At 38.8% G+C, this 16,445-nt stretch carries 14 protein-coding genes; 3 read left to right on the forward strand and 11 right to left on the reverse strand.

Annotation, left to right across the window (positions count from 1 at the left end):
* Window positions 1-24 precede the first annotated feature (24 nt).
* From lgt to AC6UD0_RS06650, 8 genes are all read right to left on the reverse strand, one after another.
* The gene (lgt, locus tag AC6UD0_RS06615; RefSeq protein WP_500696121.1) at window positions 25-837 is read right to left on the reverse strand and encodes a prolipoprotein diacylglyceryl transferase; all 813 of its coding nucleotides are present in this window, start codon (window positions 835-837) and stop codon (window positions 25-27) included.
* A gap of 11 nt (window positions 838-848) precedes the next feature.
* Entirely contained in the window at window positions 849-1,865 is a 1,017-nt protein-coding gene (gene hprK / locus AC6UD0_RS06620; protein ID WP_500708529.1) for an HPr(Ser) kinase/phosphatase, read from the reverse strand.
* A gap of 116 nt (window positions 1,866-1,981) precedes the next feature.
* Window positions 1,982-3,139 (reverse strand): PDZ domain-containing protein, encoded by a 1,158-nt coding sequence (locus AC6UD0_RS06625; RefSeq protein ID WP_500708531.1) that lies wholly within the window; start codon window positions 3,137-3,139, stop codon window positions 1,982-1,984.
* Between the two features lie 18 nt (window positions 3,140-3,157).
* Window positions 3,158-4,274 (reverse strand): peptide chain release factor 2 gene (gene prfB / locus AC6UD0_RS06630; protein WP_500708532.1). Its coding sequence is split into 2 segments (ribosomal slippage): window positions 3,158-4,201 and window positions 4,203-4,274, totalling 1,116 coding nucleotides; the frame shifts between segments, so codons are not numbered across the junction.
* A gap of 52 nt (window positions 4,275-4,326) precedes the next feature.
* On the reverse strand, window positions 4,327-6,693 hold the full coding sequence (secA, locus tag AC6UD0_RS06635; protein ID WP_500694444.1) for a preprotein translocase subunit SecA: 2,367 nt from the start codon (window positions 6,691-6,693) through the stop codon (window positions 4,327-4,329).
* Between the two features lie 132 nt (window positions 6,694-6,825).
* Complete coding sequence (hpf, locus tag AC6UD0_RS06640) at window positions 6,826-7,359, reverse strand: ribosome hibernation-promoting factor, HPF/YfiA family (protein ID WP_500708535.1); 534 nt, start codon at window positions 7,357-7,359, stop codon at window positions 6,826-6,828.
* Window positions 7,360-7,447: 88 nt separating this feature from the next.
* Window positions 7,448-8,137, reverse strand: a complete 690-nt coding sequence (locus AC6UD0_RS06645; protein ID WP_500708537.1) for a ComF family protein — start codon at window positions 8,135-8,137, stop codon at window positions 7,448-7,450.
* Window positions 8,130-9,470 (reverse strand): ATP-dependent helicase ComFA, encoded by a 1,341-nt coding sequence (locus tag AC6UD0_RS06650; protein ID WP_500708539.1) that lies wholly within the window; start codon window positions 9,468-9,470, stop codon window positions 8,130-8,132. The genes AC6UD0_RS06645 and AC6UD0_RS06650 overlap by 8 nt, the downstream gene beginning before the upstream one ends.
* Before the next feature lie 46 nt (window positions 9,471-9,516).
* On the opposite strand from AC6UD0_RS06650, the gene AC6UD0_RS06655 reads away from it, so the two are divergent.
* Window positions 9,517-10,149: a YigZ family protein gene (locus AC6UD0_RS06655; RefSeq protein ID WP_500708541.1), complete on the forward strand. Its 633-nt coding sequence runs from the start codon at window positions 9,517-9,519 to the stop codon at window positions 10,147-10,149.
* Window positions 10,150-10,178: 29 nt separating this feature from the next.
* On the opposite strand, the gene AC6UD0_RS06660 is transcribed toward AC6UD0_RS06655, so the two are convergent.
* Window positions 10,179-11,330 (reverse strand): glycosyltransferase family 4 protein, encoded by a 1,152-nt coding sequence (locus tag AC6UD0_RS06660; protein ID WP_500708544.1) that lies wholly within the window; start codon window positions 11,328-11,330, stop codon window positions 10,179-10,181.
* Window positions 11,331-11,532: 202 nt separating this feature from the next.
* On the opposite strand from AC6UD0_RS06660, the gene AC6UD0_RS06665 reads away from it, so the two are divergent.
* Complete coding sequence (locus AC6UD0_RS06665) at window positions 11,533-11,955, forward strand: CidA/LrgA family protein (RefSeq protein ID WP_500708546.1); 423 nt, start codon at window positions 11,533-11,535, stop codon at window positions 11,953-11,955.
* Between the two features lie 6 nt (window positions 11,956-11,961).
* Window positions 11,962-12,699 (forward strand): antiholin-like protein LrgB, encoded by a 738-nt coding sequence (gene lrgB, locus AC6UD0_RS06670; protein WP_500696128.1) that lies wholly within the window; start codon window positions 11,962-11,964, stop codon window positions 12,697-12,699.
* 53 nt (window positions 12,700-12,752) lie between these two features.
* On the opposite strand, the gene kimA is transcribed toward lrgB, so the two are convergent.
* Complete coding sequence (gene kimA, locus AC6UD0_RS06675) at window positions 12,753-14,588, reverse strand: potassium transporter KimA (protein ID WP_500696129.1); 1,836 nt, start codon at window positions 14,586-14,588, stop codon at window positions 12,753-12,755.
* Window positions 14,589-14,737: 149 nt separating this feature from the next.
* Window positions 14,738-16,363: a chaperonin GroEL gene (gene groL / locus AC6UD0_RS06680; protein ID WP_500708548.1), complete on the reverse strand. Its 1,626-nt coding sequence runs from the start codon at window positions 16,361-16,363 to the stop codon at window positions 14,738-14,740.
* Between the last annotated feature and the right edge of the window lie 82 nt (window positions 16,364-16,445).

Genomic DNA, 16,445 nt, shown 5'->3' on the forward strand with positions numbered 1-16,445 from the left:
TTTAAATTATCTCCTACAAATCACTTAACTACCGTAGTACCAGACTAACTGGTCGTTTCGTCTACGATAAATTAAAACAAATAGTGCTACTACGAATAATACAATGGAAAGCAACTGTGATACCCGGATTACGCCGAATAACATTAAACTATCGGTCCGCATGCCCTCGGTGAAAAAACGTCCAAACGAATACCACATCACGTAACTTAAAAAGACTTCCCCACGCTTAAAGAACTGCGGAGCATGTCTCATAATCATCAAGACAGCAAATCCTGCTAAATCCCAAAGTGACTCATATAAAAACGTTGGTTGGCGGTACGCCCCGCTAATAAACATTTGATTGATGATAACGTCAGGTAAATGTAAATGCTGTAAAAATTGAAGTGATGTTACCGCTCCAAATGCTTCCTGATTCATGAAATTACCCCAACGACCAATTCCTTGAGCCATAATGACGGTTGGAGCGGCAATATCTAAAATCTGCCAGACTGACAAATGATGTTTAAAACAAAACCACCAAATAAATAAGCCAGCCCCGATTAAAGCTCCATAAATGGCGATTCCACCATCCCAAATTTGAATAATCTCATCTAAATGATGGCGATAATAGCTCCATTGAAAAACCACATAATAGATTCGAGCCGAAATAATCGCAATTGGAATCGCCCACAAAATCAAATCATATAAAACATCTTCATTTAAGTGTTGTCGCTTAGCTTCTTTCATTGAAAGGTAAACGGCAATCAAGACAGCGGCAGCGATAAAAATACCATACCAGTGGACCGCAATTGGTCCGAGATGAATTGCAACCGGATTTAATGCCAATATGCTAAACACAACTTCCACTCCTATTCAGGATCCTTATTAGCATCTTGGCTAATATCTTTCTTATTTTGTTCAACTGCTTGTTCTTCGTGTTTTTGCTCCTGGTTGTTTTTAGAAGCATTTTCTTTGATCAACTCATTTAAGTTGTTATCAAAGACCTTAGTCGCATCGTATCCCATTGAACGAGCCCTAAAGTTCATCGCAGCGGTTTCAATAATAATGGCTAAGTTTCGTCCGGGTTTTACTGGAATCGTCAATTTCTTCAAATCAACGTCAAAGATTCGAGTTGTTTCACGGTCGGTCCCAAGCCGATCATACTTAGTATCCTTGTTCCACTGGTCCAAATGAACGATTAAGTCCACTTTTGATTGGGAACGAACGGCACCCGCACCAAATAGGTTCATCACATCAATAATGCCAATCCCACGAATTTCTAGTAAGTGATTAAGAATCTTGGGAGCTTGACCAATCAAGGTTTGCTCATCTTGTTGATAAACCTCAACTCGATCATCAGCAATTAAACGATGACCACGCTTAACAAGTTCTAGCGCCGTTTCACTCTTACCAATTCCAGAATCACCGGTAATTAAAACACCAAGTCCATAAACTTCAACCAAAACACCATGAATGGACTTTCGTTCGGCTAACTTAGCTTCAAGATACGTCGTCATATTACTTAGAATTCTAGAGGTGGTTAACTTTGAACCTAAGATTGGAATGTGAGCCCTTTTGGCGGCTGCCACTAACTGCTCAGGTGGTTCTAGTTGAGTAGAAATAACAAATGCAGGCGTTTCTGGTTGACACATTTTGGTCATTACTTCTTTTAATTTTTCATCACTCATTCCCTTTGCAAATGAGGTTTCAGTTATCCCAAAGATCTGAATTCGCTTGGCTGGGTAGTAGTTAAAATATCCAGTCAATTCCAGTCCCGGACGTGAAATGTCACTAGTGGTAATGGGACGGTCTAAATATTCACGACCCCAAAAGACACTAAGATGAGTGTTCTTTACTAAATCAGCTACCGTTACACTCTGAGCCATTGGACCTACCTCCAAATAAAATTAATTTACTTAATTCTAACACAATCAGACCTAATTTAGGCGGTTCTTAATTTTATGCAAAATAAAAGAAGCGCCCATTAACTGGGTGCTTCTAACTAATTATTTTGAAACATTTCAATTCCGATCTCATGCGGTGAACCATCGTAAATTGCCGTTTCTTTAATCTCTAATTGATTCTTACGATTTTTAACCTTCATGTGAACAAAGGTCGGATCATCTTGTAAAGCAGAATACAATTGACTTTCCGAATTTACCGGAACGTTGTTAACTTCAACAATTAAGTCACCCGTTTTAAGTCCCATCTTATCGGCTGGAGTGCGGGGTTTAATCCCAATGATTCGGATTCCGTCAACCGCTTGACTAATCTGATTTCCAGTCTTTCGGTCAACACGATGGAAGTGATACATGATGATTACATAAACCACTGCCAATAAAGCAATCGCGATGATAGCGTAGTAACTATTTCTCATAAAGTAAGCGCCCGCCGTTAGTAAAATGGCTAACAATGACAGTTCTCCAATCGCGTTTGAAATCCGTGGCATTAATTCATTTGGCAAATGGTTAACAAACTTGAAGCGAAAACCAATCAAAAACGGAACAACCAAGAAGGTTACATGTGCACCAAAAATATTAAAAACTGGCCACATTGGTACGATCGTTTCGATTAATTTACCAGGAATCATCAGTACCAGCGGAATCACAGCTAACTCATTGTATCCATAAAATGCCACTCGGTTTCCGCGCCGATTCTTTGAAACCTGAGGAGAGTTAATTGTCCTACCATTCATCTTCAAAAAGATAAACATTAGAACCAGCATGATTGTGATTAAGGCTAAGTAATTGGCCGATCTTGATGCGTTCATATTCACGGCACCAATAAAGTCGCCACCCTTAATCATCGGGATTGAATAATCATTGAAGAAGACCCCAACAAAAACTGATCCAAATAAAATCAATGTCGGCACTAAGATTCCTGGGATCAGTAAACTAATGGCGATCAATAATTCATATAATAAAATCCAATTTAAGGACACTTCAATCCCAACCAAAGCAGTTAAAATTGATCCAACAATTCCCAGCACAATTAATGATTTAAAAAAGACCCATCCTTCGTGAAATTTAGGGTTAACAGCACTTTCAAATAAGCGTCGTTCTCGATTTACTCTTCGATTATAAACGAAGAAAACGCGAATAAGTGCAAACCAAAAAGCTGGCATAAAGACAAAAAACAAAATATTAGTCGCAACTGACATAATGAACTTCCTTTTTCGTTATTTTGGGTTCTTCTGTTTTAAATTCCACTGCAAATACGCGTTAATGAATGGATTCAAATCACCATCCATCACTGCTTGACCATTACCAGTCTCATAATTGGTCCGATGATCCTTAACCATTGTATAGGGATGAAAAACATAAGAACGAATTTGTGAACCCCAACCAATATCAAGCTGCTTACCCTCAATCTTGGCTTTCTCTTCTTCTTTTTTCTCTTGTTCACGTTCGTACAACTTTGATTTTAACATATTCATCGCTGTAACTCTATTCTGTAATTGTGAACGTTGGGCCTGACTTGAGGTGACAATTCCAGTTGGTAAGTGGGTAATTCGAACCGCTGAAGAGGTTTTATTAATATGCTGACCACCAGCACCGCTTGACCGAAAAACATCAATCCGGAGATCTTCTGGGTTAATGTCAACGTTCACAGTTTCATCAAGCTCTGGCATAACATCAACGGAGGCAAACGACGTATGACGCCGCCCTGCTGAATCGAAGGGTGAGATCCGCACTAACCGGTGAACGCCTTTTTCTGATTTCAGGTAACCATAGGCGTTGGTTCCAGATACTAAAAATGTCACACTGTTGATCCCAGCAACGTCACCCGGTTGATAGTCTTCGACTGAAACCGAAAAGCCGTTTTGTTCGGCCCATCGTTGATACATCCGAAATAACATGGACCCCCAGTCTTGTGATTCAGTTCCACCAGCTCCAGGATGGATCTCAACAATTGCATTATTTTCATCATATTTCCCATTCAAAAGTAAACTCAGCTGATAACTACTAAGTTCCTTTTGGGTCTTGGTTAGTTCATCATCAAACTCTTTTTTTAAATCAGTGTCATTATCTTCTTCAAGAAGCTCTAGATTAACCTTTAAATCTTCCACCTTTTTAGCCAGTGAATTAAAATTATCATATTTTAATTTTAATCGATTGTTATCATCAATTAATTTCTGGGCTTTTCTTTGGTCATCCCAAAATCCCGGTTCAGCCATTTTAGCCTCATTAACCGAAATATTTTCACTTAGTTGATCCAGGTCAAAGTGACCCCCTAAAGCCAGCTACGGCTTTTTCAATCTTTTCGACCTGTCCACGTGCTTCACTTAATTCCATTTCATACTCCTGAAGATGAAAAAACGGAGACCAAAAGTCCTCCGTTCTTAAACTATCTTTCCATATTTTGTCTGATCTCAGCTTTCATAAACAACCTAGTGACATCGTAGTCAATATCAGAGACCATTTCTTCAAACATTCTAAATCCTTCACGTTGATACTCAACTAACGGGTTTAATTGACCATAACCACGAAGACCGATTGACTCTCGTAATTGGTCCATTGAATCGATGTGGTCAGTCCAGTGTGAATCAACCACCCTAAGCACAACCACTTTTTCAAATTCAAGCATCTGTTCTGGATCCTGGAGCTCTTTTTCTTTCTTATCATACTCAGTATCAACGAGTCCCATCAAGTATGCCTTAATTTCATCACTTGATTTTCCTTTCAAGTCATCAATGCTAATTTGATCGGGACTAACTAATGAATTAATCGCAAAATCAAGGATGGTTTGGAGATCCCATTTCTTTTGATCTCCCTGAGTGTGCAAGTTGACAATTCGATTAACCGTTCGTTTGATCATTGGCATAATAACCCACTTAAGTGACTTATTTTCGTCAATCACCTTACTACGCTCACCGTAAATCACGTCACGCTGTTGACGCATCACATCATCATACTTTAACACGTTTTTACGTGAATCATAGTTATTACCTTCAACTCGCTTTTGAGCCGATTCAACCTGCTTAGTAATCATGTGACTCCGGATAACCGCATCATCGCCCTCAACTTTCATCGAATCGAGAATGCTTTTAACCTTATCTGATCCGAAACGACGCATCAAATCATCTTCAAGTGAAAGATAGAATTGAGAATAACCAGGATCACCCTGTCTTCCAGAACGTCCACGTAATTGATTATCAATTCTTCGTGACTCGTGTCGTTCGGTCCCGATAACCGCTAATCCACCTAATTTGACCACTCCAGGTCCAAGCTTAATATCAGTTCCACGACCGGCCATGTTGGTTGCAATGGTAACAGCTCCCTTTTGACCGGCGTTAGCAACAATGTCAGCTTCTTTGGCATGATTTTTTGCATTCAAAACTACATGAGGAATTTTTTCTTCATCAAGTCGCTCTGAAAGATATTCAGAAGTTTCAACCGCAACCGTACCAATCAGGATTGGTTGTCCCCGTTTGTGTAAATCTTTAATTTTGGCAATAACAGCGTCAAATTTTGATTCCAAACTTGGATATAAAACATCTGGCTCATCAATTCTAACAACCGGTTTATTGGTTGGAACCGCAATGACATCCATGTTGTAAATTTCTCGAAACTCATCCTGTTCCGTTTTAGCGGTACCAGTCATTCCAGCTAACTTACTGTACTGTCTAAATAAGTTTTGATAGGTGATGTTAGCCATCGTCTTGCTTTCTTCTTGGATGGTAACACCCTCTTTAGCCTCAAGTGCTTGGTGAAGCCCATCTGAAAAACGACGACCTTCCATGATTCTTCCGGTAAAGGAATCAACGATTAAAACCTCGTCTTTTGAGACAACATAGTCTTTATCCTTTTCCATCACGTAATTGGCACGTAAAGCCTGATCCAAATGGTGGGTTAAAGCAGTGTTTTCCGTATCGTAAAGGTTATTTAAATTGAAGTACTTTTCGGCTTTTTCAATTCCAACATCCTTCAAAGAGACCGTTTTAGTCTCTAAATCAACCTTAAAATCCGTTTTAGGATTTAATGTCTTGGCAAATTTATCTGCCTGCATGTAAAGCTTGTTTGACCCACGAGCTTCACCAGAAATGATCAATGGGGTCCTGGCTTCATCGATTAAGATCGAATCAACTTCGTCGACGATGGCAAAATTAAGTGGGCGTTGAACCCGATCTTCTTTATAAACCACCATGTTATCCCTTAAATAATCAAATCCAATCTCACTATTAGTTGAATAAGTGATGTCGCTATCATAGGCAGCTCGCTTTTCTTCCGGATTCTTATCAGCCGAGTTCACCCCGACCGTTAAGCCCAGCCAATTGTATAACTGGCCCATTTGAGTGGCATCACGTTGTGATAGGTATTCATTAACCGTAACGACATGAACACCTTTCCCTGATAAAGCATTCAGGTAGACGGGCATTGTAGCCGTTAACGTTTTCCCTTCACCAGTCTTCATCTCAGCAATATTACCCTCATGAAGGACAATTCCACCCATAATCTGGACTCGAAATGGATTTAGTCCGAGCACTCGTCTGGCACCTTCACGGGCAACCGCAAAAGCCTCAGGTAACATGTCATCTAAACTTTCACCATTTTGATAACGCTTTTGAAATTCTGGAGTTTTAGCTTGTAATTCTTTATCACTTAATTTTCGATATTGTTCTGAGTATGAGCTGACCTTATCGGCGAGCTTTCCTAATCGTTTCAGTTCGCTTTTGTCGCTTTCAACCCATTTCTTTAAAAGGTTTGTTGCCATTGATTGATTTCTCCTCTAGTGTCTAAACCGTTTTTGTTTCTCGAATGATCAGTCTATTTTCTTATTCTAACATTTTATCAAATCAATTAAAAATTCATCACAAAAAAACAGAAATATGCTATTTCTGTTTTTCTAACGATCGGTTTTAATTAGTCCATAGTCTCCATCATGTCTTCGATAAACAATGTCAGTGGTGCCATCGGTGACATCAATATAGACAAAAAAATCATGCCCAATCAAATTCATCTGAATAATGGCATCTTCCGAAGTCATCTTCTGTAAAGGAATCCGCTTTTTCCTAACGATCTTAGATTCGGCTAATCGTTTATCGGGATCATTAAACACGTGGGATAACTTATGCTCAGTTAATTCTTCATTTACCTTTGAGCCATATTTATCGATCTGTTGCTGGATATCGTGAATCGCGATATCAATGCTTTTGTGAATATCATCAGAGTTGCCCTCACCTCGCAGTAAAAAGTTCGGTAGGATAATAGTGATTTCAGCTTTGATTCGTTCGTTAGAATAGTTCATAAGATCAACATGAGCAGTCCCTTTCACGTTTGCATCAAAACGTTTATCAATTGTTTTGACGTGATGATTAATGTAATCACGGAGATCACTGGTGATTTCAACATCATCACCTCTTAATTTAGTTTCAAGCATTTTAATCTCTCCTATGCTTAGTATCATTGTCTTCAAACGAATCTCTTATAACTATTATAAATTCTAATCGATTAAATAACAATCAATACTAACGTGCAAGGGTAATACTTGAGACTTTCTTAACCCCATACGAATATAACAGTTTGGCCGCTAAGTGCAGGGTGGTTCCAGTCGTATACACATCATCAATCAAACAAACCTTTCTCCCACGTAGGTTGTTAGTCGACCACTCCGGCTCAACGTAAAATGGTTGTTTTAAATGCATCCTATCAAATTTATCTTTTTTAGACTGGGGTAAGTCCTTTTTTGACACCGCTCCTAAGACCTTTTGATATTTCACACCAGCTAACCACCCCTCAACCTGATTAAACTTTCGCACCTCAAACGTTTTCTTACTAATCGGGATGGGAACAATCATACCGCCGTCGTTATGGTCAAATATAAAAGACTGAAACTGACTTTGAAATAGTCGCCTTAACCGATAATCACCCTGAAACTTGTACCGAGCCATGTAATCATTCACTTCATCGTATGGAAACAACGCGTGGTTAATTAATTTGGGACCAGATTGATCTTCCCAAATCTTACAATCATCACACAACTCTAATTTTGCTTGCTGCTTGCCACAATCTGGACACGCCGTTTTTAAATCAATGGGACAAAAAAGTTTTTGACATTCATCACACATAATTGGCGGGACAAAGGAACGAAAACTTAAAATAAAGGAAATGCTCACATCACTTCTAATAATTTGATTACACCATACACATTTATTCATGACTTTTTAATTTCATCCCTCTGCGATTCATAGCCTTAATCTCATTTTGGGCGCTAGTAATTCGTCTTGAAAAACTGCCCACAAAAAAATCAACGTTACCGGTCGGTCTGGTCCTTTTTCGACCCACTCTTCCTGCCATCTGAACTAATGACGACGTAGAAAAGACCTCATCGTCAGCCCCCAGTACCATTACATCAATATCTGGAAACGTCACTCCTCGTTCTAAAATGGTCGTAGTCACTAAAAATAACACTTGCTGGTTACGCATGGCTTGAACCTTTTCCATTCGTTTCTTGTCAGCAGAATAAACACATTCCCATACCTTTGGACCACGGATTTGTTTGCTTAAAATCCGATCAACCACCGGTAAATCTTTAATCTTAGGAACAAACAATAAAAATCTTCTTCTAATTGCAACGTTACGCTGACACATTTTAATTAATTGATGGGGTAACCTTTCCTTTGATAATTGCATCCGCCATTTTCTTGACAAGTGAACTTTAATCACGGGCAACAAATGACCATGAAACCTGATTGGCAAATAACTCATATCTCCATTTCCACGCGTGATTTGGGTTCTCAGTCGTTTACTTGGAGTGGCACTTAACATGATTCTTTGTCCCGTAGTCTTTAAGGCATGCTTTACGGCAAACTCCAGGTTAACGTTGTTAACGAATGGAAACGCATCAACTTCATCAATAATCAATAAATCAAAAGCATGAAAGAAACGCATGAGTTGGTGGGTAGTACAGACAGTTAGTTGACAATATCGGTAATCATCCTTACTTTTACCATGTAATAAAACCATATCAAGGTTAGAAAAAGCCGCTTTAAGACGCGGATAAAGTTCCGAACACACGTCAACTCTGGGAGAAGCAATGGCAATTCGAAATTTACGTTTAATTGCCCATGTTAATACCGGAAAAAGCATCTCGGTCTTACCAGCCCCAGTAACCGCCCACAGTAGATGATCACGGTGATGTTTTACTGATTCAATCATCCTTAACGCACAGTCTTTTTGATTTACAGTTAGCGTCCCATCCCAAGTCAAAACATTACTTGGAACCACAAAACGATTTGTTTCTAGGACACTAACCAGTTTCATCGACGAATCAATTCGCCCCATTTCGATGCAATTGGGGCAGTAAAAAATATGATTGGGAAGTTCACATTTTGATTTTTCACAATTGAATCCACATCGGTTACAATGAATAGTAGTTTGATTAACCGTTACCGCTAATTCAAAATTAAGAAGTGAATTACTTAAAAGCATCGGGTCAATCAAAGTGCTTGGCGTAAGTCTTCCCATTAGTTCCTTTTGATCTTTGATCATTAACTATCCGCCTCCACTTTTAAATACGAAGAACAGGAATAATTTAATGCAAAATTCTTTTTTAACCATTAAACAAGCTGGTAAAAATGAAATTATTATCAAAAAATCAAAGTTTATTGCTTCCGTATCTCGTGTCACGGACGAAGCGAGTGCTCAAGCATTCATCGCCAGTATCAAAAACCAAAATAAAAAGGCCAATCACAATTGTTTTGCCTATGTTATTGGCCCAAATGATGATGTCCAGCGAGAAAGTGACAACGGCGAACCCAGTGGGACTGCCGGGATTCCAATCCTGGATGCCATTAAAAATATGGAACTTCACGATACAGTAATCGTAGTAACAAGGTACTTTGGTGGCATCAAACTAGGTGCTGGTGGCCTAATTCGAGCATATAGTAACTCGGCATCGGATGTGATTGAAAGAGTTGGAATCAGCAAAATGACGCTTAAAACTGCACTTACTATCTCAGTATCCTATAAGTTAAATGATAAGCTCCAATATTTTCTTAAACAAAATAATTTACCAATTACTAACGTTGAATATGGCACTAGTGTTCGAGTAAGTACCGCCATTTCAAATCATGTGATTGATAATTTCAAAACAAAAATCAACAATTTGCTTGCAGGAGACGTTCAATTCAAGATTGGTAAGGAAGCTTATTTTGAGAGTCCAGTTTAGTCTAAAAAGAGTAGTTCACCTTCAATGAACTACTCTTTTTTGTTTGATTTGGTTTTATGCTTTGCCTTGGTTTTAGTGATTTCGGTTTCGTGATTAGCCTTACTGGTTGTCCCAGTCACAACGCGTTTAATCAAATTAAGCAAGGGTTGCCGGTTCTTTCCGACTAATCCAATGGCTTCCACAAAAAGCTCAATCCCAATCAAAGTGGCAACCGTCAACAACACTGATCCCCAGAAACTGGACAATGGATAGAGTAAAGAGATGAAAGCGAAAATTAACGCAATTCCGTAAATAACCAAAACCGTTTGCCGGTGGGTCAAACCAATCTGCATCAACCGATGATGTAAATGGTGCTTATCAGCGTGAGAGATGGGCTGTTTGTTCAAAATCCGCCGTAAAATTGCATAAGCAGTGTCCGAGATTGGGACTCCCAAAATCACAACGGGAATAATGACCGATATGAAGGTGGCGTTTTTAAGACCTTGTAAGGAAAAGACCGAGATCATAAAGCCAATTAATAGGGATCCCGTATCTCCTAGATAGATTCGAGCTGGGAAAAAATTATACGGTAAAAAGCCCAAACAGGAAGCGGCAAAAGTAAAAATCATGATTGACACGTAAACGTTACCGACGTTTAAAAAGAATAAGCCGATGATTCCCATGGTAGTCAGAGCAATAATGGCAATCCCCGTCGCTAGTCCATCCAGTCCATCGATTAAATTAATTGAGTTCGTAATCCCCAGAATCCATATCCAGGTAATTGGTAGACTTAACCATCCCAGACTAACATCACCAAAGAATGGGAGCGTAATGGAGCTCATCTGAATGCCCGCAAAAATGTACACCCATAGTGCTGCTAGCGAGATCCCAATCACTTTTTGCCGTGGCTTCAATTCAAAAATATCATCAATGACCCCCGTCATAATGATAATAATTTCTCCGCCCAGAATTCCCCACAACTTACTAGATGGAATTTGGTTCCGCAAAAAAAAGCAAGTCGTAATGGTATAAGCAATAAAAATTGCCAGACCACCCAACGTTGGCATTGGAATTTTATTTACACGTCTTTTATTCGGTTTATCAATGGCGCCAATTTTGAATGCTAAAATTCTGATAAAAGGGGTTAAAACCGCCGACATTATCATCGTTGCAAACAAATAGACGAATATTTCAAATTTCAATTAAGTATGGCCTTCCACGATTAAGTTTATATTCAATTATACAAACGGAAAATAACAAACACAAGCTTCCCTTTATTTAATTTATGATAATTAAATCTAATGATAACAATTAAAATTTTGGTTTGTTTTTTAGTTCATTTCATATATTATATTAAATATAGAAATAGCTAAATCAATCACATACTTTTGAAAGGAGTTAAACATGCAAAATAAAGAAGAAAAGCCCCAAAAAGATGCTCCATTGTTAACTCAACTCGGTATCTTTGGGGGCATTTTATTCGTCTCAAGTCTAATCTCAGCACTCTTTCCGGCCAACTTTCCAGTTCCAACCCCAGTAATTGGCTTGGTGATATTATATTTGTTATTGACCTTTAAAGTCATTAAACCAGAACAGGTCGAAAAGGTCGGATCATTTTTTATTGGAATCCTAGGATTCCTTTTTGTCCCTTCTGGAATTCAATTAGCGGCCTCCCTCGACATTATGAAACATTCTGGCGTCAAACTAGTGATTATGATCATTATTTCGACAGTCGTCATGTTGGTGTCGGTGGCTTTAGTTGCTACTTTTTTGATATGGGCCCGCAATAAAATTTTTGGCAAAAAACAAGACATTGATAAGGAGTAACCAAATATGCAAACGGAACTATTAAAATTTTTAGGCAATCCAATGTTTGGAATTGCTCTATCATTGGTGGTCTATCTGATTGGATCATTTCTATTTAAAAAATTTAACGGCTTTTTTCTTTTTCAACCATTATTTGTTGGGATGGTGCTCGGGATCTTTGTTCTCTGGTTAATGAGCAAAGCAACGGGGATTAACATTACCTGGATTTACACCAACTTGTATAAGCCCGGTGGTGATATTATTTTTTGGTTCCTCTTTCCTACCACGATTGCTTTCGCAGTCCCACTCTTCAAGCGAAACGACATCGTGAAAAAGTACTGGTTTGAAATTTTGTTATCACTAATAATCGGTTTAACCATTTCGGTAATCATCATGTACTTTGTCTCCAAGTTAATTGGATTAAACAAGTCGGAAATTGCTTCCATGCTTCCGCAAGCTGCCACTACCGCAGTTGCAATGCCAATCGCTCAAGGCATTAACGGTGTGCCAGCAATTACCGCTATGGCATGTATTTTAAACGCTGTTATTATTTACGCACTTGGCGACTGGATCATTAAAATATTCAGATTGAAGAACCCCATCGGAATTGGATTGGGGCTTGGAACGGCAGGACACACCCTTGGATCAGCTAAAGCTCTTGAACTTGGTGAAGTTCAGGGCTCCATGGCTGCGATTGCGGTGGTCATTATTTCGGTGGTCGTTGATATCATCGTCCCACTATTTGCTCATATTGTGCACCTTTAAATCCAAATCAAAAAAGCTAGGCTATGTTAAACATAGCCTAGCTTTTTGTTCTATTATTCACTTAAATGATAGTTATACGTCGATACAATGATGTCCTGACGTGAATTCAAGGCACTTCTTAATCGAACAGCAGTCTGATTATGAAGGACTTGTTGCCAGTAGTGTTTTGGTACAAACTGAGGAACCAAAACCGTCGTAGTATAATTGCGATCCTCATCCTGTTTCGCAATAACATCACAGAAACGAAGCACTGGATCGACAACCGAACGATACGAAGTATGAATATCGACAAATCGAATGTCTGGATACTCTTCCTTAAACTTCGTTGAAATTTTCTCTTCTTTTTGCGGATTATCGGCAAACGAAACGTGCATGGCAATAACGTTGTCACCAATCGATCTCGCATAGTTAATTGCTTGTCTAGTAACTTGGGTAACATTTCCCACTAACACGATTACCGTTGAACCAGCATAGGTATGATTCTCATAATTAGGATCAGTTGAAATACGCAGCTGCTCAGCAATTCGTTGATAGTGAAGATGAATTTTGTAAAACATCAAAAGGAGCAACGGCATGATAATGAGGTATGGCCAAACGTTTGCAAAATGAAGTGCAAACAGGAAGAAGACTAACATCACTGAGATGAACGCTCCAATAAAATTAATGACAGCTTTCACCGGCCACAAGCCATCTTTATTTCTGAACCAGTGAACAATCATTCCAGATTGAGACAACGTAAATGGAACAAACACACCAACAGCATAGAGTGGAATTAAGAGATTAGTTTTACCTTTAAAGAGGACAATTAAAACAATCGCACCTAAAGCTAACGAAATAATTCCATTTGAATAACCTAGTCGGTCACCCTTATCCAGGTAGGCATGTGGCAAATATTTATCTTTAGCCATGTTGTAGGCCAAAATTGGAAAGGCAGAGAAACCAGTGTTAGCAGCAACAGCTAAAATCAAGGCAGTTGCAAGCTGAAGTAAGTAGTACATGATTCCGTGACCAAAGACATTGGTACCAATCTGTGATAAGACGGTATCTTTAGCGTTAGGAATAACTCCCATGTAGTAACTTAGAAAGGTAATCCCAGCAAAGAAGATTCCTAAAATAATGGCCATGATACCTAATGTATTGGCAGCGTTCTTTCGTTTTGGTTGTTTAAAGTTTGGAACCGCATTACTAATGGCTTCAACTCCAGTTAACGATGCTGAACCAGATGAGAATGCCTTAAAGAATAATACCAAGGTCATTCCCTTAACTGAGGTATTCAGTGGAGCATACGCATGATAAGTAATTTTATTAGTTAAAATATTATAAGCACCAACAATGATTAAAATGATAATCATCACAATAAATAGATACACTGGAATAACCAGGAATGAAGCTGAATCATGCATTCCACGAAGATTCAAAATCATGATAAATATTACAATTAAGATTGCAATCGGAACCTGATAATTATATAGCGCAGGGATGGCAGAAGTAATCGCTTCAGTCCCAGAAGTCGTTGAAACGGCAACCGTTAACATATAATCAACTAATAGGGACCCACCAGCAACTAAACCAGCAGTGTCACCCCAATTGGTTCGGGCAACAACGTAGGCACCTCCACCAGATGGATAAGCATAAATAATCTGTCGATAAGATAATGTGATTGCGGCTAACAGAACCAACACTAGCAGTGCGACCCACATTTGATACATTAATGCCGCGGTCGATAAGGTAATCAAAACGGCAGTAATCTGTTCAGTACCATAAGCAACTGATGATAAGGCATCAGATGATAGCAAAGCTAAACCTTTGAACTTAGTGAGAGATTGACCAGAGCCTTCCGTTGTCTTAAGCGGACGTCCAATAATTAATCTTTTTAAATACCGCCACATTTAATCCATACTCCTTTAATATGTCATATTTAACCTAGTAAAACCGTAATTTTAAAGTCAAATGCAATTGTACTACATTAAACTAGATAATTCATCATAATTGGAAATAAAAAAGAGTCCATTCGGACTCTTTTTTATTAAAACTTAAATTACATCATTCCACCCATTCCAGGTTGTTGTGAAGCAGCTGGTTGATCATTATCATTTTTTGGTTGTTCGGCAACAACAGCTTCAGTAGTTAATAGAAGAGCTGAAACAGATGCAGCGTTTTGAAGTGCTGAACGGCTTACCTTAGTTGGGTCAACGACACCAGCTTTGATCATGTCTTCGTACTTGCCAGTCAATGCATTGTAACCAATGCCTGGTTTTTCGTCTTTCAAATGATCAACAATAACTGAACCGTCAATCCCAGCATTTTCAGCAATTTGTCTTACTGGTGCTTCTAGGGCTTTAACAACAATGTTAACTCCAGTTGCTTCATCACCTTCAGCGGGGATTTTAGCAACGTCATTCAAGATGTTGATAAAGGCTGTACCACCACCGGGCACAAATCCCTCTTCAACAGCGGCTCTAGTAGCATTCAAAGCATCTTCAATTCGGTACTTACGTTCTTTAAGTTCAGTTTCAGTGGCTGCACCAACTTTGATAACAGCAACTCCACCAGCCAACTTAGCTAAACGTTCCTTCAACTTATCACGGTCAAAGTCAGAATCAGTGGCATAAATTTGTTGTTTGATTTCATCAATTCGTTTGTCGATAGCTTCTTTGCTACCCTTACCTTCAACGATAGTTGTGCTGTCTTTAGTAACGTTAACCTTATTAGCTTGACCTAATTGATCAATGGTGGTGTCTTTTAGATCTAATCCAAGATCAGAAGTAATTACAGTACCACCAGTCAAAGTAGCGATGTCTTGGAGTTGTTCTTTACGACGATCACCAAAGCCGGGAGCCTTAACAGCTACAACATTAAAGGTTCCACGCATCTTGTTCAAAACTAAGGTTGGAAGAGCTTCTCCACCAATATCATCAGCAATGATCAAGAGTGAACGACCTTGTTGTACGACTGATTGAAGTAATGGCAAAATGTCTTGGATATTAGTGATTTTCTTGTCAGTAATTAAAATGTAGGGATTATCTAGGTTAGCTTCCATTTTTTCTTGGTCGGTAACCATGTATTGTGACATGTATCCACGATCAAATTCCATACCTTCAACAACGTCTAAACTAGTGTCAACACCACGTGATTCTTCAATCGTAATAACACCATCATTACCAACTTTTTCCATTGCGTCGGCAATCAAATTACCAACCTTTTCGTTAGCTGATGAGATTGAAGCAATTTGAGCGATATCTTCCTTGCTAGTTACTTGGTGACTCATCTTGTGAAGACTATCAACGGCTGTTCTAGTAGCCTTCTCTATTCCTTGACGAACTCCAACGGGATTAGCACCAGCGGTAACGTTCTTCATACCCTCTTTAACGATTGCTTGGGCAAGAACAGTAGCAGTAGTAGTACCATCACCGGCAACATCATTGGTTTTAGAAGCAACTTCAGATACTAACTTAGCACCCATATTTTCAAAGTGATCTGGAAGATCAATTGCTTTAGCAATGGTAACACCATCATTTGTGATTGTTGGATCTCCAGCTTTTTCTTCTAGAACAACGTTACGTCCCTTTGGACCCATAGTTGTTTTTACAGTGTCAGCTAATTTGTCAACACCATTTAACATCGAATTTCTAGCATTTTCAGAAAACTTAATTTCTTTAGCCATTATTATCACCTCATATTAATTAATTTATTTTTATTATTTAACGATTGCAAGTAAATCTTTTTCGTGCATTACAAGGTATGGA

The organism is Fructilactobacillus sp. X7R9C1, assembly GCF_059901005.1.

What these genes read in the sequence shown, in the direction of transcription:
- AC6UD0_RS06655 (WP_500708541.1), top strand. Translation starts at nt 9,517, where the DNA reads ATGCAAAATTCTTTTTTAACCATTAAACAAGCTGGTAAAAATGAAATT.
- groL (WP_500708548.1), bottom strand. Translation starts at nt 16,363, where the DNA reads ATGGCTAAAGAAATTAAGTTTTCTGAAAATGCTAGAAATTCGATGTTA.
- hprK (WP_500708529.1), bottom strand. Translation starts at nt 1,865, where the DNA reads ATGGCTCAGAGTGTAACGGTAGCTGATTTAGTAAAGAACACTCATCTT.
- lrgB (WP_500696128.1), top strand. Translation starts at nt 11,962, where the DNA reads ATGCAAACGGAACTATTAAAATTTTTAGGCAATCCAATGTTTGGAATT.
- AC6UD0_RS06645 (WP_500708537.1), bottom strand. Translation starts at nt 8,137, where the DNA reads ATGAATAAATGTGTATGGTGTAATCAAATTATTAGAAGTGATGTGAGC.
- AC6UD0_RS06665 (WP_500708546.1), top strand. Translation starts at nt 11,533, where the DNA reads ATGCAAAATAAAGAAGAAAAGCCCCAAAAAGATGCTCCATTGTTAACT.
- hpf (WP_500708535.1), bottom strand. Translation starts at nt 7,359, where the DNA reads ATGCTTGAAACTAAATTAAGAGGTGATGATGTTGAAATCACCAGTGAT.
- AC6UD0_RS06625 (WP_500708531.1), bottom strand. Translation starts at nt 3,139, where the DNA reads ATGTCAGTTGCGACTAATATTTTGTTTTTTGTCTTTATGCCAGCTTTT.
- AC6UD0_RS06650 (WP_500708539.1), bottom strand. Translation starts at nt 9,470, where the DNA reads ATGATCAAAGATCAAAAGGAACTAATGGGAAGACTTACGCCAAGCACT.
- kimA (WP_500696129.1), bottom strand. Translation starts at nt 14,588, where the DNA reads ATGTGGCGGTATTTAAAAAGATTAATTATTGGACGTCCGCTTAAGACA.
- secA (WP_500694444.1), bottom strand. Translation starts at nt 6,693, where the DNA reads ATGGCAACAAACCTTTTAAAGAAATGGGTTGAAAGCGACAAAAGCGAA.